The organism is Psychroserpens citreus (genome assembly GCF_055686305.1).
On record NZ_CM145999.1, the window covers coordinates 2223300 to 2240144 of the forward strand.

Below are 16845 nucleotides of genomic sequence, written 5' to 3' on the forward strand. Positions count from 1 at the left end.
TAAAATTAAAAAGATGAATTATAAATTTTTATTATCAATCGTTGCCGCAGTGGGATTCACATCTAGTGTGTGTGCTCAGGCAAATCTTTTAAATGCTAAAACACCTCAAGAGATTGGTGTTAAAACTGAAGCACAGTTAGCATTAGATAATGACAAGCCATTAGAATACGGTTATGTTGATGATAGAGACATCCTGTTTTCTAAAATGACTTGGGAAAAAGTAGTTTTAGATGAACGTGTAAACTTTCCATTATACTTTCCGGTAGATACTAATAATATTGGAAAAGATAGACGCTCGTTATATCATACATTGATAACAGCTGTCCAACAAGGAAAAATTAAGAATGTTTATAATGATTCTTATTTTACTGAAAAGAGAACAATCAAGGAGCTTAAAGACATTACCACTAAAACAGATACTTTAGATATTGGTTACGACCAGTTGAATGCTGATGGTTATGTAGATCCTGAATATATCAGAACTAGAAATATTGAAGCATTTGATGTGAGTGCCTACCTAATTAAAGGGCTTTGGTATTTTGATAAACGTCATGGTGAGTTAAAATATAGAGTTCTTGGAATTGCACCAGCTGCACCAGACATTAACTTTATTGACTCTGAGGATGAAGCTAATAAAGTGCCTAATGCTTTATTCTGGGTATTCTTCCCAGAAGCTAGACAAGTGCTACACGAAGGTAAAGCGTTTAATAATGCTAACAGTGCAATGCCACTAACCTTTGATCACTTGTTAAATTCTAGACGTTTTAATGGTTACATGTACAAAGAAGAAAATGTATATGGAGATAGAGAAGTAAAAGAATATATTGCAGATAATGCTTTAATGCAATTATTAGAATCTGATCGTATCAAAGATAAGATTAGAAACTTCGAACAAGATATGTGGTCTTACTAAGTAAAAAACATAAATTATAAAAACGCCCTGACAATTTTGTCAGGGCGTTTTTATTTACCATTCCTGCTAAGGCAGTTATCTTTTGTAGTATTTTTGCTGTAATGAAACATGTAGATTATATCGTTGTTGGTAATGGATTAGCTGGAATTGCATTTTGTGAGGAGTTAAGAGCTGCTGGTAAAGATTTTGTGGTTTTTGATAATAACTCACAGCAATCTTCTAAAGTTGCTGCAGGCCTTTACAATCCTGTGATATTAAAGCGTTTTACTAAGGTTTGGAAAGCTAAGTCTCAGTTAGAATTGGCTATGCCTAAGTACAAAGCGTTAGAACAATTATTGCAGGTAAAATTAAATCATAAGTTGCCTGTATATCGAAAATTTGCTTCTATCGAAGAACAAAATGAATGGTTTATTGCATCTGATAAGCCTGTACTTTGCGATTTCTTATCTACTAACCTTATTAAGAATGCTAATTCATTCATAAATGCAAATTTCGGCTTTGGAGAGGTTTTACATTCTGGAAGAATACATACTACCTTATTGGTAAAATCTTATGGTGAATATCTTGAACGCATTAGTAGATTAATTTCCGAAGAATTCCAGCATGAAGCATTAAAAATGGATTCTGATATAATTCAATATAAAGATATAACTTCCAGGAATATAGTATTTGCTGAAGGCTTTGGAGTAACTAAAAATCCACTTTTTAAGTATTTGCCTCTTGTTGGGACTAAAGGCGAAATGCTTACAATAAAAGCTCCAAGCTTAAAAATAGATTTTATTCTTAAATCATCTGTGTTTATTGTCCCTTTGGGTGACGATTTATATTGGATAGGCGCAACATATGAACGTGAAGATAAAACCTATACTGTTACAGATAATGCTAAAGAAGATTTGGTTGAAAAACTCAAACAAATTATAACATGTGATTTTGAAATTGTTAGTCAGGTTGCAGGAATTCGTCCTACAACTAGAGATAGGCGTCCGTTGGTTGGTAGGCACCCAGATTACAAAAACGCATTTGTTCTTAATGGATTGGGAACAAGAGGGGTTATGATTTCACCTTATGTTGCTGAACAATTGTATAATCATATTGAATCTGAATCAGTTTTAGATCCTGAAATTGACATTAAGAGATTTAATGCTGGTTAATATACGGAGTCAAAGGGAACTATTATTTCTTCACTAAATTCTTATCATAATGCATAAATAAGTTAATCCATATATTTCTTGATAACCTCATGATTATGGGACCACAAACAATCAATGTTGCAACAATTACAATAAATGAAGTAAGTAGACTAGATTTTAAAAAAAGATAACTTATAACAAACGCTGCCACAGCAAATGCGATGCCTACACCATAGCTAACATACATTGAGCCATAAAAAAAAGAGGGCTCTAGGCGATAACGTGTTTCGCAATGAGAGCAACTATCATTAATTTTTAAGACATCTCTTAATATATAAGGGTTTTTATTTTGGTACATGGATTCTTGATGACATTTAGGGCAAGCACCTGTAAAAATGCTGTATATTTTAGTACCTTTTAGCATGACTTAAATTTGTTTACTTTTGTGATCTTTACTAGGTGCAAAATTAGTTTATTTGCGCCTATATAAGTCAATAATTGTAATGTTTATTGCAATTCTATTATTTGAAAAACCTATGCTCAATATTCATAATCTCTCTATTTCATTTCAAGGCGAATTCCTATTCGAAGATATTACGTTTAAATTAAGTCCAGGAGATCGTATAGGTTTGATTGGAAAGAATGGAGCAGGGAAGTCAACAATGCTTAAAATATTATCTAAAGAGTTAGAACCTGATTCGGGTCAAATAGCAGCTGATAAAAATTTGAGTTTCGGATTTTTAAAGCAAGATATTGATTTTGTCTTTGGAAGAACAGTTCTTGAAGAGTCCTATGAAGCATTCACTGCTATAAAAGCCCTGGAAGCTAAAATGGAATTTGTGAATACGCAATTGGCAGAACGAACCGATTATGAAAGTGATAGTTACAACCAACTCATGATTGATCTTAATGATATTCAGCATCAATATGAAATTATTGGGGGCTATAATTATCAAGGGGAAACCGAGAAGATTTTACAAGGTTTAGGCTTTCAGCGAGAGGATTTTAATAAGCTTACCGATACCTTTTCGGGTGGATGGAGAATGCGTATAGAATTAGCAAAACTTTTACTTCAAAATAATGATATTTTATTACTCGATGAGCCAACTAACCATTTAGATATAGAATCTATTATTTGGCTAGAAGGATTCTTAAAAAACTATTCAGGAGCAGTGGTGATTGTATCGCATGATAAGATGTTTCTGGATAATGTGACCAATCGTACGATTGAAATTTCTCTTGGCAGAATATATGATTATCCAAAACCCTATTCAAAGTTTTTGATTTTGCGTAATGAGATAAAAACACAGCAATTAGCATCTCAAAAAAATCAACAAAAACAAATTGAACAAACCGAGAAACTTATTGAAAAGTTTAGAGCTAAAGCTAGTAAAGCAACCATGGCTCAATCTTTAATCAAGAAGTTGGATCGTATGGAACGCATTGAAGTTGATGAAGATGACAATAGTGTTATGACTTTAAATTTCCCCGTTTCGGTAACACCAGGAAAAGTGGTTATAGAAGCTAATGATGTGTCTAAACGTTATGACGATAACCACGTGTTGTCTCATATCAATTTAATGATAGAACGCGATAGTAAGACAGCTTTTGTTGGGCAGAATGGACAAGGGAAATCGACTTTAGCCAAAATCATTGTTGGTGAAATTAAGCACCAAGGAGAATTAAAACTAGGACATAATGTACAGATTGGGTACTTCGCTCAAAATCAAGCCGAATATTTAGATGGTACTAAAACGGTTTTAGATACGATGATAGATGCGGCGAATGAAACCAATAGAAGCAAGGTTAGAGATATTTTAGGTTCCTTTTTATTTAGAGGAGATGAAGTAGAAAAATATGTACGTGTACTGTCTGGAGGAGAACGAAATCGACTAGCCCTAGCTAAGTTGATGTTGCAACCACTCAACGTGTTGGTTATGGATGAGCCAACTAACCATTTAGATATTAAGTCTAAAAATGTGCTTAAAGAAGCGTTAAATAAATTTGAAGGCACATTGATTTTGGTGTCTCATGATAGAGACTTTCTACAAGGTTTAGCAAATAAAGTATATGAGTTTAAAGATCAAAAGATTAAAGAATATCTTGGTGATATCGATTTCTATTTAGAACAACGTAACGTGGAAAACTTAAGAGAAGTTGAAAAACGAACTGTTATTAAAGCAACGCCAAAGACAACTAATAAGCAATCTTATGAAGACCAGAAAAAACTCAAATCCTTAAATAACAAGTTGAGTAATATCGAATCTAAAATTAGCCAACTTGAAAACGATATAAAAACTGATGATGTTGAACTTGCAACTAATTACGATGCTACTGTTGCAGATGAAACCTTTTTTGATAAATACCAAGCAAAAAAAGAAAGGTTAAAGCAATTAATGTCAGATTGGGAGCTTATTCAATACGAACTAGAAGATTTATCATAAATTCTGAAAATGCAAGAACATTTTTTTCAATGCCCATATTGCTGGGAATCGATTTCAATGTTGATTGATATTTCGCAAATCAATCAGAGTTATATTGAAGATTGTGAGGTTTGTTGTCATCCCATTCAACTTCATATTACTACTGAGAATCAAGAAATTATAAGTTTTGAGGTTCAGAATATGGAATAATAATATTCTCGTAAAACACTGTAAAACAAGGAGTTAAATATTTAAGTGTTAAAGAAATGTGTATTTCATCGAAAATAATTGCATTTCATCTAATATAGAGCTATTTTCGTAGTAGAAATTGTAGTCCCTCACAAAATCTACTATTATGAAAACCGCAAAAATTACGCTATTAATGTGTCTTGTTACCTTATTGTCCTTTGGTAACGTTTCCACAAAAGAAAAGAAAGCTTTAGAAGACTTGTATTCATCAACCAATGGTAATCTTTGGAGAACCTCTTGGGATATGAGCAAGCCTGTAGAAGATTGGTATGGTGTTGTTGTAAAAGATGACAAAGTGATTGAACTCAATTTAGAGTTTAATAACCTCAGAGGTGAAATTCCTGAATCAATAGGAGACTTAGTATACTTAAAGCATATCAATTTCTTTAGAAATAAAATTTCGGGAGGAATTCCTGCCACGATTTCAAATTTAAAGTCTTTAGAGACATTAAACATATCGTTCAATATGTTGAATGCACCATTACCTAATGAAATTGGTGAGTTGCAGTCCTTGAGAAAATTAAAATTGTTTATGAATGCTATTAATGGTGAAATCCCTTCATCTATTGGAGAATTATCACACTTAAAATCATTAGAACTATATAACAATCAGTTAACAGGAGAATTGCCATCAACTATAGGTGATTTGGTAAACCTCAGAGAAATGCTCTTGAGTAGTAATCAACTATCAGGGAAATTACCATCAACTATAGCGAATGCAAAAGATCTCAAAAAATTGAGCGTATTTGATAATAATTTTTTCGGAACATTGCCAAGTTCAATTTGTAGTTTAACACAACTTGAAGAATTAGTAGTATCTGATAATGCATTCTATGGAAAATTACCAAATGGAATGGCAAACCTTACTAATCTAAAAGTATTACTTCTTGGAAATAATGACTTTAAAGGTGAATTAGTACAATTAAAGAAGCAACTTCCTGGTTTGGAGCAATTTGACTTTGTGAATATGAATTCAGAAGGTATTATTGTTACTCTAGATGAGGATGAAGACGATAATTAATACCAGAGTTTTAAATTAGTGAAATGGCTCTCAGCATTTTTATGTTGGGAGTTATTTTTTTTGATATAAATTATTGTTTAACTAAAAAAGGGTTGTATATTTGCAGTCCAATATCGCGGGATAGAGCAGTAGGTAGCTCGTCGGGCTCATAACCCGAAGGTCACTGGTTCGAGTCCAGTTCCCGCTACTAATAAGCTCCTTGAGAAATCAAGGAGCTTTTATTTTGGAGTCAATTGATGCTTGCATCATAATGATGTAAAAATAAAAATTCATTGTTGAGAAGCAATGGGAGCTTCTTTGTACAAGCTTCCTTTTTAGGCCAAACGAGCGATAGCGAAGTTAATCCAGTTCCCGCTACTAAATGAAAGACTTAAGTTTAATCTTAGGTCATTTTTGTTTAAAGTAATGTTTAAGAACGAGAAGTTTATGCTGAGCGCAGTCGAAGTAATTCAGTTCTTGCTACAACAAACCAAATACGAAAGTGTCTGGCTTTTCTTTTTAATCCAATTGAAATTTAATTAAGTTGGTGAAATGTCATAATATTTTAGCAAATTATGAAGAATACTTATTTTTGAAGTTATGATAGATAATTTCGAAAATGAGTTTTTCGGTATAGGGATACAAAACGGAAAAACCCCCGAAAATTTAGGGGCACTTTGGCGTTCAGCTCAAAATCTTGGTGCGAGTTTTATTTTTACTATTGGAAACAGATACGCCAAACAATCTAGTGATACACATAATGCAGTGAAGTCCATGCCTTATTTTCATTATGATAATTTTGATGAGTTCTACAAATATTTGCCAAAAGGCGCTCGAATTGTAGGTGTTGAACTTACTGACAACGCCGAAGATTTAGAAACCTTTCATCATCCAAGACGATGTGTTTATTTATTAGGAGCAGAAGATCATGGACTGTCTCATAAAGCTATTGAAAAAAGTCATTTTCTTGTCAAATTTAAATCAGAACTAAGCCTTAATGTGTCTGTAGCTGGGAGTATTGTTATGTATGATCGAGGCATTGATAAACCACGATCATAAGTCGTTATTGTAAATGATTAGTACCTAATATTTGCGAAGCTTTATAAGCAATAATCATAGAGTATAAATCTACTATAATATGTAGTAGCATTGGAAGCCATAAAGAATTGGTTAAAAAGTATGCTCCAGAAAATATGAAAGCCAGTACAAAAGCTCCAAATGTATTTTTCTTTCCTGTTGAAGTCAAATGCCCCAAAGCAAAGGGAAGGTTTGCTAATATCATGGCTGGAATTATTGATATGTATTGGGATAAGTACCAATACAGAAAACCTCTGTAAATTAATTCTTCGCATATTCCAGCAATAAAAGACACAATTACAGTTATATTTAATTCTTGCAAGGTTGTTGGCATTAAAAAATAAATATGTTTGTTAGCATAGGTGAATTTTTCTGCCGATTTTTTATTGAGTTTTACTGATTTTAATATATACAAGGCTGCAAAAGCAATGAGAAACAAACCAATAATTGATAATGGTTTTTTTAAAAAGTCTAATCCAATAACAACTATACTTCTATCGTTTATTATAAACGGGAGCGCCACAATCAATGTCAACACGAGTAAAATGATACCAGTTTGACGGAATACAAGAATTTTGACATTTGGGTTTTCAATGAGCAATGTCTTTGCCTTTTTTCCATTCCATATAGCATATACTGGAAAAATAATACCTACTATCAAGGCTGTTATAGTGTATAAGTTAGTTGCTGTCATTTTTGTATTGATGTAAAATAGTTTCCCATATTTTTGGGTCTTCTTTAATAATAAACTTGTTTTTAATAATATTGGCATCGTTTTTTATTTGATCTAGCTTAGGCATAATTGATAATACTCGACCTTTATCAATGTCAGCTTCAGTATATCCTTTTTCAATTAAAAATGTTTTTAGATCTAAATAAATTGAATCCAATTTTTGTTGTATTTGACTAATATCATCAACTTCAAATACCTTTATTAAGATGCCTTCAGAGCCAACATTCATATCATTTCTAATTTTTAAAACAATAGCCCTTATATCATCTGGCGCAAGTGTAAAATGTTTTTTAAAGGCTCTAGTAAAGGTTTCGTAATCACTATATCCAAACATTTCAGTTAATTCGTGAACGCGTTGCGTATTAGTTATAATTAAAGCATAGGCTTTATTCATCTTTAATTCTTCAATAAAATCAAAAGGAGTTCTGCCAGTTTCTTTTTTAAATATTCTATGGAAATAACTTGGAGACATACAGGCAATTTCTGCCAATTTATTTAAGGTTAATTTTGACGGTAAACGAGTTTCTATATAGTCTAAAGCTTTTTGAATCCTGATATCCATAATTCAAATGTATAAAATAGTTGAAGCTTGCTGTATGACATATCTTGCACAAATTAAATTTAAAGCAATTGGTATTGTAATAGTAGAATAATTATTAAGGTCGTAACTTTGTAGCCTATTTAATGAAATTAAAATGAGTCATAAAGCAGGTTTTGTAAATATTATTGGTAATCCTAATGTTGGGAAGTCCACATTGATGAATGCTTTTATAGGTGAGAAGTTATCCATTATTACATCTAAAGCGCAAACGACTAGACATCGTATTTTAGGGATTGTTAATGGTGATGATTTTCAAGTAATTTTAAGTGATACACCTGGAATTATTAAACCAGCTTATGAGTTGCAAGCATCTATGATGGATTTTGTAAAATCGGCTTTTGAAGATGCAGATGTCCTAATTTATATGGTCGAAATAGGAGAGAAAGAACTCAAAGACGACGCGTTTTTTAAAAAAATCACAAATTCAAAAATTCCAGTACTTTTACTCTTAAATAAGATTGATAAGTCAGATCAAGAGCAATTAGAGTCTCAAGTACTATTGTGGTCTGAAAAAGTACCTAAAGCCGAAATTTTTCCCATTTCAGCTTTAGAAGGATTTAACATCAAAGAAGTATTTGATCGTATTTTAGCACTGCTTCCAGAATCACCTCCCTTTTATCCAAAAGATCAGTTAACAGATAAACCTGAGCGTTTTTTTGTAAATGAAAAAATAAGAGAAAAAATCTTAATGCATTACAAAAAAGAAATTCCCTATGCTGTTGAAATAGATACTGAAGAGTTTTTTGAAGAGGAGGATATCATTAGGATGCGTTCAGTAATTATGGTAGAACGCGATACTCAAAAAGGAATTATAATTGGACATAAAGGTAGTGCCTTAAAACGTGTTGGAATAGAGGCTAGAAAAGACTTAGAGCAATTTTTTGGTAAGCAAGTTCATCTTGAGTTATATGTGAAAGTAAACAAGAATTGGAGAAGTGATCAACGACAGCTCAGACGTTTTGGGTATAATCAAAAATAGATTATACTTCTGCATGAATATCTTTACTTCTTAAAGTATCTCTCATAAAATGGTGCAATAGATGCATTTCATTATGACCAGCCTTTTTTCCAAGACGTCCGCTAAAATAAAGAACAAACCAAAGAACAACCATTAGTAATGCTACAAATAATTGAATAGAAAAGTCATTACCTAAATTCCAGTTCACGTAAGCCCAAATCCCAAAACCAATAAATAATCCGGCAACTACAAAATGTAGAAACATAAATAATGTCCAAACCGTTGGGTTTGGTCCAAAAAGACCATATATAATACTGTGAGTATTAAGCTCATCCTTATTGATTTCTAAATGCAGTTGTGGCGACCAAAAATGCTGTTTTTCTTTAGGTATTTTTATAAAAACATGATCGTCAACACGAGATACTATAAAGTCAGATTGACTTGTTTTAGTGTCTTCAAAAAGCTTTAAAAGCATATCGTTGTCATGTTTTACATGAAATTTAAAGCGAGGTCTTAAAACGATTTCATTTGTTGTAGTCGACATTTTATTTTGAAATGGTATCTCAAATTACTATTTTTTATTCAAATGAAGGCGACTTTCAAGGTTTAACGTAAATTTCATGAGACATCAGGACTTATTTAGTATCTTCGCAGCCGCTTACAGGATATGTAATGCAGATAAAATATTGAATTATGAGTAATATAGTTGCTATTGTAGGAAGACCTAATGTTGGTAAATCTACTTTTTTTAATCGCTTGATTCAACGCCGCGAAGCTATAGTTGATGCCGTAAGTGGTGTGACTAGAGATCGCCATTATGGTAAGAGTGATTGGAATGGAAAAGAGTTTTCGTTAATCGATACCGGAGGTTATGTCAAAGGTAGTGATGATGTTTTCGAAGCTGAAATTGATAAACAAGTAGAGTTGGCTATCGATGAAGCAGATGCAATCATATTTATGGTTGATGTTGAGAACGGTGTGACTGGTATGGATGAAGATGTAGCACGATTACTTCGGAAAGTTGATAAACCTGTGTTTTTAGCAGTAAATAAAGTGGATAATAATAAACGAGCTGAAGATGCAGTTGAGTTTTATTCACTTGGTTTAGGAGAATATTATACGATTGCAAGTATCAACGGAAGTGGAACAGGAGATTTGTTAGACGCTTTAGTAGATGCGCTACCAGAAAATGATGATGAGGAGGAAGAGGAAGAACAATTGCCAAGATTTGCCGTTGTTGGACGCCCAAATGCCGGAAAATCTTCATTTATTAATGCACTTATTGGAGAAGACCGTTATATCGTTACTGATATTGCCGGAACGACAAGAGACTCAATTGATACAAAATATAACCGTTTCGGATTTGAATTTAATCTAGTAGATACTGCTGGTATTAGACGTAAATCTAAAGTAAAAGAAGATCTTGAGTTTTATTCGGTGATGCGAAGTGTTAGAGCTATCGAGCATTGTGATGTATGTCTTCTTGTGTTAGATGCAACTCGAGGTTTTGATGGTCAAGTGCAAAACATATTTTGGTTAGCAGAACGAAACAGAAAAGGAATCGTAATTCTCGTTAATAAATGGGATTTAATCGAGAAAAACACGCAGTCTACACGTGACTTTGAACGTGTGATTCGTAAAGAGATTGAACCTTTTACGGATGTGCCGATTGTGTTTATTTCCGTTTTAAATAAACAGCGTATTTATAAAGCAATAGAAACGGCTGTTGAGGTGTATCACAATAGAGCAAAGAAAATAAAAACAAGTAAGCTTAATGAAGTTTTACTTCCTATTATTGAAAATTATCCACCACCAGCTTACAAAGGAAAGTTTGTGAAAATCAAGTATATTATGCAGCTGCCTACACCACAGCCTCAGTTTGCATTTTTCTGTAATTTACCTCAATATGTAAGAGATCCATATAAACGATTTCTCGAAAATAATTTACGTGAACATTTCGATTTTAAAGGTGTGCCTGTGAGTGTGTATATGCGTAAAAAATAGAATGAATGTATTATGAATCAGAAGTGTGTTTTAGTGCTAGTATTAATATTCGGTCTCACTGGATATGGTTATGCACAAACACCACCTACAATTTCTGTGCAAGGAAATCAAGAATTCTGCGGAACATTTCCAATGAATATTGTGACTAGTGTCAGTATAACAGATCCTGATCCTTTTGATACAACACTTCCAAAAGTTGATATTCAGATATCTGAAGGGTATACTTTTGGTCAGGATGTATTGATTCTCAATGGAACTTACCCTAATATAACATCAAGTTGGATAATTGGCGAAGGTAAACTCACTTTAAATGGCCCAGCGACCTTTGCAGAGTTTGAAACTGCTATTAGTAATGTCGTGTATAGTACAGTTGAAGCCAATTTTACTCAAGACAAATTTTTCTCTATAAATTTAGGTGATGCTAATTATTTACCATCAACCGATCACTATTACATTTATGTACCTAGCCCTGGAATTACATGGACAAATGCTAGGGATCAAGCTGAAAGCCTTGATTATTTTGGTTTACAAGGGTATTTGGCAACCTTAACCACCTTAGAGGAGGCTTTATTTGCAGGAGAGCAAAGCCCTGGTGTAGGTTGGATTGGTGCAAGTGATGCACAAACCGAAGGCGTTTGGCAATGGGTAACAGGACCAGAAAATAGTACTGTGTTTTGGAATGGTGCATCTAATGGAAGTCCAGTAAATAATCAATTTTCGTATTGGAATGTTGGAGAACCCAACGATTTTGGAGGTGAAGATTATGCCCATATTACAGATCCTACTATTGGAAATTTAGGATCGTGGAACGATTTACCTAATGCCGGTGATACGGCTGGAGGAGAAAGCAACCCATATTTTCCTAAAGGTTATTTGGTAGAGTTTGGTGGGATGCCTAATGATCCCGTATTAAATTTATCAGCGAGTACAACGATAGTGACCCCAAAATTAACTTTTGAATCTAGTATAGCATGTGGCGATGGGGTGTCAACGTTGAGTGTAACTTCAAATACACCAACAGTATTGTGGTATGATTCGCAGTCAGCTTCAGTGCCAGTTAATTCTGGTTTAACCTATAATGTTGCATTAACTCAAACAACCACATTTTGGGTGCTGCCATTATTTGATGGTTGCTCTGATGGAAACAGAATTCCGTTTACTGCCAATTTTCAACCTAGTCCTGATGCAGAGGATATTACTATTAGTCAGTGTGATGATGAAGTACTCGATGGTGTTACCCTGTTTAATTTTGATGTTTATTTCGAAGATATTACCAATGGAATAAGCCAAAACAGAACGATTGAATTTTTTGAGGATACTAATCTTATGAATCCAATTACTGGTAATAGTTATACCAATAGTAGTAATCCTCAGACAATTTATGCACTAGTTACAGATACGAACTCTGGTTGTACTAATATGTCTGAGATAACCTTGGAAGTTAATACACAAGTAGTACCGATAGTTACTTTAGAAGAATGTGACACAATCGAACCTACAGGACGTATTTTATGGGATTTATCGCAAGCAGATGAACTAATTCTTGAAGGCCTACCTTTGATTAATACAGAGGTGACGTATTATGAAACCTATCAGGATGCACTTCTAGAAATGAATCAATTGCCAAATAATTTTTTAAATCCGGAACCTTATAATTACACGATTTTCAGTAGAGTAAATATTAATAATGCCTGTTATGGTATTGGCCAGGTAAATTTAGTGGTAAATTTAAACCCAAATATTCTTACTGAGGAAACAGTATTATACTGTTTAAATGTTTTTCCAGAAACTATTACTTTGAGTGGAGGAGTTATAAATGATATACCTAATAATTACTATTACAATTGGTCTACAGGAGAAACAACTATTGATATTGAAATTAATGATATTGGGACCTATACTGTAGAGGTGTCTTTCGTTAATGGTTGTTCAAAAACCAAGACGATTACAGTGCTTCCTTCTAACATAGCTACAGTGGAAACTATTCTGGTTGAGGATGTATCTTCTAATAATTCTATTACAGTGTTGGTGTCAGGAGAAGGCGAATATGAATATGCTTTAGGCAATGTTGAAGGTCCTTACCAAGTATCTAATACATTTGATAATATCGAAGCAGGCATATATACTGTGTTTGTAAGAGATACTAAAAATGATTGTGGTACTACTTCAGAAGATGTTTCAGTAGTTGGTTATCCTAAGTTTTTTACACCTAATGGAGATGGTGTTAATGATACTTGGCAACTCAAAGGGGTGTCTGAACAATTTCAATCTCAGAGTAAAGTGTTTATTTTTGATCGCTACGGAAAATTGCTTTACACGTTAAATTCTCCATTTGATACTTGGGATGGCACTTTTGATGGGAAAGAACTTCCAACAAATGATTATTGGTTTTCGGCAACCTTACAAGATGGGAGAACATTCAAAAACCACTTTACTTTAAAACGATAAATTTAAAAATTAATTATTGCCTGTGAAGTTACCAGCTTCCTCCAGCGCCTCCACCCGAGAATCCACCGCCGCCGAAGCCACCTCCAAATCCACCTCCACCAAAACTACCTCCAGATGAGCCACCTCCAAATATTCCACCAGAAGAACTGCTTCTACCATAACTGCCACGTCCCATATTACTTAAAATGATGGCGTCCAATAAACTAGTTCCATTAGTGCTACTTCCTCCACTACCATTATTGCCACCACCTTTTCGATGCTTTGAAAGTGCAATCATAAAAATGATAAACATGATAAATAAGAAAATAAACACTAAGATTACAAATCCGTCACCAGAAGTATCAGATTGACGTGTAGATTGATATTTTCCATTGAGTGTTTGAAAAATAACATCGGTACCTTTATTTAAACCTTGGTAATAATTACCTCTTTTAAATTCAGGGATAATTATATTTCGTACTATTTCACCAGTGACTCCAGCAGTAAGCCGATCTTCAACACCATACCCAGGAGAAATCCAAATCTTACGATCATCACGCGCTAGTAATACAAATACACCATTATCTTCTTTGGCTTGACCAACACCCCATTCATGAGCCCATTTTGGAGCTAAAAGCCCAATATTTTCTCCTTTAGTGGTTGAAATTATGGCAACAACGATCTGTGTTGAAGTTGTATCAGAATATCTTATAAGTTTTTGTTCAAGATTTGTCTTTTCTGAAGCAGACAATAAATTAACATAGTCATATACACTAGTTTGCTCCTTTGGTAAAGGAGGAATATCAAATTGCGCATTTGCAGTATATACATACCCACTAATGAAGTTAACAAGAATAATTAGAACAAGATATTTCAGCTTTAGCATTTATCCTTTAGAAATTTCGTTAGGTAATTCGTTAGTGTCTCCATGAATCCATGGGAAATGTTGTTCTAATTGAGCTCCTGCTTTTAAAACACCTTCTATAAGACCTTCTTTAAATCGATTAGACTTAAAATGATATTGCATAATATCTTTGGTACTATCCCAAAACCCACGTGGAACAACATCATTAATGCCTTTGTCTCCATAAATTACAAAAGTTTTAGCATCTACTGCAACATAAATTAAAACGCCGTTTTGAAGTTTGGTATTATCCATTTTGAGGAAGTGAAACACTTCCATTGCACGATCAAAAGCATTTAAATTAGAATCACATTCTATATGGATTCTAATTTCACCAGAGGTGTTTTTCTCTGCTTCGCGAATAGCATCGATGATTTCTTGTTCTTCTTGTGCTGTTAAAAAATCTTCGACGTTTGACATATCAATTTATTTTGAAAAATCGACTTCAACAGGTTTTTCTGCGCCAGAGTCAGCGTCAAAATATGGTTTTTCAGAATATCCTATAATACCAGCAATTAATGACTGTGGAGCTTTGTTTACATATTGGTTGTAAGGCTTAATAGCTTCATTATAACGTGTTCTTGCGGTTTGAATAGTATTCTCAGTACTCGTTAATTCATCTTGAAGCTTTAAAAAGTTCTGATTGGTTTTAAGGTCTGGATATTTTTCTACAACTAATAATAGACGTGATAAAGCACTACTCAAACCACTTTGAGCTTTATTAAGTTGTTGAAGTTTTTCTGGACTTAAATCATCTGCATTATTAATATTGATTTCTGGCTTAGTAGCTTCGGCTCTTGCTTTTACCACAGCTTCTAACGTGCTTTTTTCAAAATCGGCAGCACCTTTTACGGTATTCACTAAATTTCCAATGAGGTCATTACGACGCTGATATGAATTTTGAACATTTCCCCATGCTTCTTTGACTTCTTCATTTAAATCCACCGCTGTATTATTTACGCCAAATCCCCAAAACCCAAGTATGGCCACAATAATGATAGGTATAATCCATTTTTTCATAATAATATAGTTTTAAAGTTGTGATTTTATTTTTATTAATTGAGCTTTTACACTTTCCAATTTATCGATAATTTCAAAGGTGTCTAAAGATTGTTTTTTACCCTCTTTTAAATGTGTTTTTGCACCTTCCAATGTAAATCCGCGTTCTTTTACGAGATGGTATATGAACTTTAGATTCTTGATGTCTTCAGGCGTAAATTTACGATTGCCTTTTGCATTTTTTTTAGGCTTTAATACATCAAATTCTTTTTCCCAAAATCGTATTAGAGAAGTGTTTACATTGAATGCTTTAGCAACTTCGCCAATACCATAATAACGTTTTTCTGGAAGATTGATATGCATAGTCTTAGTCTAAAGATTGATTTTCTAATGATGCTTTTTCTAGGAGTCGTGCATATTCTTCAGCAGATAAATTTCCGTAGTAAAAATTGATAGGATTAATGCGTTCACCATCTTTAAATACTTCATAATGTAAGTGTGGTGCTTCAGAACGTCCTGTACTACCAACATATCCAATTAAATCTCCACGCTTCACTTTTTGGTTCGCTCGAACATTATATTTGTATAAATGCGCATATAAAGACACATATCCATAACCATGGTCAATTCTAATATGTTTCCCATAACCTGAAGAATTGGCATCTGCACGTTTTACAACTCCATCACCTGAGGCATATACTGGAGTGCCTCGAGGCGCAGTAAAATCCATACCAAAATGAAATTTACGAACCTTAGTAAAAGGGTCTGTTCTGTAGCCATACCCAGAAGCCATATGCTTTAAATCTTTATTTCTTACAGGCTGAATCGCCGGTATTGAGGATAAAAATTTCTCTTTGTCTTCAGCCAAAACAGCAATTTCATCTAAAGATTTAGATTGTACGACAATTGCTTTTTGTAATTGGTCTAAGCGTTTATTGCTTTCTATGATTAGTTTGGAATTGTCATAACCTTCATACTTGTTGTAACGATTAACACCTCCAAATCCAGCACGACGCTGTTCTTCTGGTATTGGGTTAGCTTCAAAGTATAATCGGTAAATATTGTTGTCGCGTTCTTCAACACTTTCTAAAGCTGCAAAAGCATTTTCAACACGCTTATTTAGTAAATCATATTGCAATTCTAAGTTAGCTAATTCACGCTTTAATTCACGCTCTCGAGGTGACTCAACAAACTGACTAGCCATAAAAACAAAGAGAAAACCAAATAATGCTGAAGCGAGTAAAAATAAAAATCCATACTTAATAGTCTTCCCTTTCTTACGCTCTATTTTGCGGTAAGAAAGAGTTTCCGAATCGTAATAATATTTTACTTTAGACATATCTTAAAAAATTCTATTTTTGCAAGAATAATAGAACGTTTCACAAATATATAAATTGTTTCTTATTTATCGAATTTAATAGAAACAA

General features: G+C 33.4%; 18 protein-coding genes and 1 tRNA gene. 10 read left to right on the forward strand and 9 right to left on the reverse strand.

The window, feature by feature from the left end; all coding sequences use genetic code 11:
• Positions 1-13 precede the first annotated feature (13 nt).
• On the forward strand, positions 14-913 hold the full coding sequence (porN, locus tag ACTU6T_RS09935; RefSeq protein WP_460218057.1) for a type IX secretion system ring subunit PorN/GldN: 900 nt from the start codon (positions 14-16) through the stop codon (positions 911-913).
• A 101-nt stretch (positions 914-1014) separates the two neighbouring features.
• The gene (locus ACTU6T_RS09940; protein WP_460218058.1) at positions 1015-2064 is read left to right on the forward strand and encodes an NAD(P)/FAD-dependent oxidoreductase; all 1050 of its coding nucleotides are present in this window, start codon (positions 1015-1017) and stop codon (positions 2062-2064) included.
• Positions 2065-2086: 22 nt separating this feature from the next.
• Here ACTU6T_RS09940 and ACTU6T_RS09945 read toward each other — a convergent pair whose 3' ends face one another.
• Positions 2087-2467 carry a DUF983 domain-containing protein gene (locus ACTU6T_RS09945; RefSeq protein WP_460218059.1) on the reverse strand — a complete coding sequence of 127 codons (381 nt, stop codon included), beginning with the start codon at positions 2465-2467 and terminating at the stop codon, positions 2087-2089.
• A gap of 112 nt (positions 2468-2579) precedes the next feature.
• Here ACTU6T_RS09945 and ACTU6T_RS09950 point away from each other — a divergent pair, with 112 nt between their 5' ends.
• The 5 genes from ACTU6T_RS09950 to ACTU6T_RS09970 all read left to right on the forward strand — a co-directional run bounded on the left by ACTU6T_RS09950 (position 2580) and on the right by ACTU6T_RS09970 (position 6774).
• The gene (locus tag ACTU6T_RS09950; RefSeq protein ID WP_460220761.1) at positions 2580-4487 is read left to right on the forward strand and encodes an ABC-F family ATP-binding cassette domain-containing protein; all 1908 of its coding nucleotides are present in this window, start codon (positions 2580-2582) and stop codon (positions 4485-4487) included.
• 9 nt (positions 4488-4496) lie between these two features.
• Positions 4497-4676 (forward strand): CPXCG motif-containing cysteine-rich protein, encoded by a 180-nt coding sequence (locus tag ACTU6T_RS09955; protein ID WP_460218060.1) that lies wholly within the window; start codon positions 4497-4499, stop codon positions 4674-4676.
• A gap of 145 nt (positions 4677-4821) precedes the next feature.
• Complete coding sequence (locus tag ACTU6T_RS09960; RefSeq protein ID WP_460218061.1) at positions 4822-5736, forward strand: leucine-rich repeat domain-containing protein; 915 nt, start codon at positions 4822-4824, stop codon at positions 5734-5736.
• 114 nt (positions 5737-5850) lie between these two features.
• Positions 5851-5923: transfer RNA gene (locus ACTU6T_RS09965), tRNA-Met, on the forward strand.
• A gap of 392 nt (positions 5924-6315) precedes the next feature.
• Positions 6316-6774: an RNA methyltransferase gene (locus ACTU6T_RS09970; RefSeq protein WP_460218062.1), complete on the forward strand. Its 459-nt coding sequence runs from the start codon at positions 6316-6318 to the stop codon at positions 6772-6774.
• Positions 6775-6778: 4 nt separating this feature from the next.
• On the opposite strand, the gene ACTU6T_RS09975 is transcribed toward ACTU6T_RS09970, so the two are convergent.
• Positions 6779-7486, reverse strand: coding sequence for a CPBP family intramembrane glutamic endopeptidase (locus tag ACTU6T_RS09975; RefSeq protein WP_460218063.1), 708 nt, complete (start codon positions 7484-7486; stop codon positions 6779-6781).
• A complete protein-coding gene (locus tag ACTU6T_RS09980) occupies positions 7473-8087 on the reverse strand; it encodes a helix-turn-helix domain-containing protein (protein ID WP_460218064.1) in 615 nt (204 codons plus the stop codon). Before ACTU6T_RS09980 ends, ACTU6T_RS09975 begins: the two co-directional genes overlap by 14 nt.
• A 133-nt stretch (positions 8088-8220) precedes the next feature.
• On the opposite strand from ACTU6T_RS09980, the gene era reads away from it, so the two are divergent.
• Positions 8221-9105 carry a GTPase Era gene (gene era / locus ACTU6T_RS09985; protein WP_460218065.1) on the forward strand — a complete coding sequence of 295 codons (885 nt, stop codon included), beginning with the start codon at positions 8221-8223 and terminating at the stop codon, positions 9103-9105.
• Position 9106: 1 nt separating this feature from the next.
• Here era and ACTU6T_RS09990 read toward each other — a convergent pair whose 3' ends face one another.
• On the reverse strand, positions 9107-9628 hold the full coding sequence (locus tag ACTU6T_RS09990; protein WP_460218066.1) for a GTP-binding protein: 522 nt from the start codon (positions 9626-9628) through the stop codon (positions 9107-9109).
• 149 nt (positions 9629-9777) lie between these two features.
• Between ACTU6T_RS09990 and der the strand changes: the two genes are divergently transcribed.
• Positions 9778-11088: a ribosome biogenesis GTPase Der gene (gene der, locus ACTU6T_RS09995; protein ID WP_460218067.1), complete on the forward strand. Its 1311-nt coding sequence runs from the start codon at positions 9778-9780 to the stop codon at positions 11086-11088.
• 12 nt (positions 11089-11100) lie between these two features.
• A complete protein-coding gene (locus tag ACTU6T_RS10000) occupies positions 11101-13536 on the forward strand; it encodes a T9SS type B sorting domain-containing protein (protein WP_460218068.1) in 2436 nt (811 codons plus the stop codon).
• A 28-nt stretch (positions 13537-13564) separates the two neighbouring features.
• Here the strand turns inward: ACTU6T_RS10000 and ACTU6T_RS10005 are convergent, their stop codons facing one another.
• The 5 genes from ACTU6T_RS10005 to ACTU6T_RS10025 are packed head-to-tail and all read right to left on the reverse strand — an operon-like array spanning position 13565 to position 16757.
• Complete coding sequence (locus ACTU6T_RS10005) at positions 13565-14401, reverse strand: TPM domain-containing protein (RefSeq protein ID WP_460218069.1); 837 nt, start codon at positions 14399-14401, stop codon at positions 13565-13567.
• Entirely contained in the window at positions 14402-14839 is a 438-nt protein-coding gene (locus ACTU6T_RS10010) for a TPM domain-containing protein (protein WP_460218070.1), read from the reverse strand. It abuts the gene before it with no gap.
• Positions 14840-14845: 6 nt separating this feature from the next.
• Positions 14846-15439 carry a LemA family protein gene (locus ACTU6T_RS10015; RefSeq protein WP_460218071.1) on the reverse strand — a complete coding sequence of 198 codons (594 nt, stop codon included), beginning with the start codon at positions 15437-15439 and terminating at the stop codon, positions 14846-14848.
• Positions 15440-15451: 12 nt separating this feature from the next.
• Positions 15452-15781, reverse strand: a complete 330-nt coding sequence (locus ACTU6T_RS10020; protein WP_460218072.1) for a MerR family transcriptional regulator — start codon at positions 15779-15781, stop codon at positions 15452-15454.
• A gap of 4 nt (positions 15782-15785) precedes the next feature.
• On the reverse strand, positions 15786-16757 hold the full coding sequence (locus ACTU6T_RS10025) for a M23 family metallopeptidase (protein ID WP_460218073.1): 972 nt from the start codon (positions 16755-16757) through the stop codon (positions 15786-15788).
• Positions 16758-16845 lie beyond the last annotated feature (88 nt).

Excerpts from the sequence above, each read along its gene's own strand:
- porN (WP_460218057.1), top strand. The coding sequence starts at position 14 with ATGAATTATAAATTTTTATTATCAATCGTTGCCGCAGTGGGATTCACA.
- ACTU6T_RS09940 (WP_460218058.1), top strand. The coding sequence starts at position 1,015 with ATGAAACATGTAGATTATATCGTTGTTGGTAATGGATTAGCTGGAATT.
- ACTU6T_RS09945 (WP_460218059.1), bottom strand. The coding sequence starts at position 2,467 with ATGCTAAAAGGTACTAAAATATACAGCATTTTTACAGGTGCTTGCCCT.
- ACTU6T_RS09950 (WP_460220761.1), top strand. The coding sequence starts at position 2,580 with ATGCTCAATATTCATAATCTCTCTATTTCATTTCAAGGCGAATTCCTA.
- ACTU6T_RS09955 (WP_460218060.1), top strand. The coding sequence starts at position 4,497 with ATGCAAGAACATTTTTTTCAATGCCCATATTGCTGGGAATCGATTTCA.
- ACTU6T_RS09960 (WP_460218061.1), top strand. The coding sequence starts at position 4,822 with ATGAAAACCGCAAAAATTACGCTATTAATGTGTCTTGTTACCTTATTG.
- ACTU6T_RS09970 (WP_460218062.1), top strand. The coding sequence starts at position 6,316 with ATGATAGATAATTTCGAAAATGAGTTTTTCGGTATAGGGATACAAAAC.
- ACTU6T_RS09975 (WP_460218063.1), bottom strand. The coding sequence starts at position 7,486 with ATGACAGCAACTAACTTATACACTATAACAGCCTTGATAGTAGGTATT.
- ACTU6T_RS09980 (WP_460218064.1), bottom strand. The coding sequence starts at position 8,087 with ATGGATATCAGGATTCAAAAAGCTTTAGACTATATAGAAACTCGTTTA.
- era (WP_460218065.1), top strand. The coding sequence starts at position 8,221 with ATGAGTCATAAAGCAGGTTTTGTAAATATTATTGGTAATCCTAATGTT.
- ACTU6T_RS09990 (WP_460218066.1), bottom strand. The coding sequence starts at position 9,628 with ATGTCGACTACAACAAATGAAATCGTTTTAAGACCTCGCTTTAAATTT.
- der (WP_460218067.1), top strand. The coding sequence starts at position 9,778 with ATGAGTAATATAGTTGCTATTGTAGGAAGACCTAATGTTGGTAAATCT.
- ACTU6T_RS10000 (WP_460218068.1), top strand. The coding sequence starts at position 11,101 with ATGAATCAGAAGTGTGTTTTAGTGCTAGTATTAATATTCGGTCTCACT.
- ACTU6T_RS10005 (WP_460218069.1), bottom strand. The coding sequence starts at position 14,401 with ATGCTAAAGCTGAAATATCTTGTTCTAATTATTCTTGTTAACTTCATT.
- ACTU6T_RS10010 (WP_460218070.1), bottom strand. The coding sequence starts at position 14,839 with ATGTCAAACGTCGAAGATTTTTTAACAGCACAAGAAGAACAAGAAATC.
- ACTU6T_RS10015 (WP_460218071.1), bottom strand. The coding sequence starts at position 15,439 with ATGAAAAAATGGATTATACCTATCATTATTGTGGCCATACTTGGGTTT.
- ACTU6T_RS10020 (WP_460218072.1), bottom strand. The coding sequence starts at position 15,781 with ATGCATATCAATCTTCCAGAAAAACGTTATTATGGTATTGGCGAAGTT.
- ACTU6T_RS10025 (WP_460218073.1), bottom strand. The coding sequence starts at position 16,757 with ATGTCTAAAGTAAAATATTATTACGATTCGGAAACTCTTTCTTACCGC.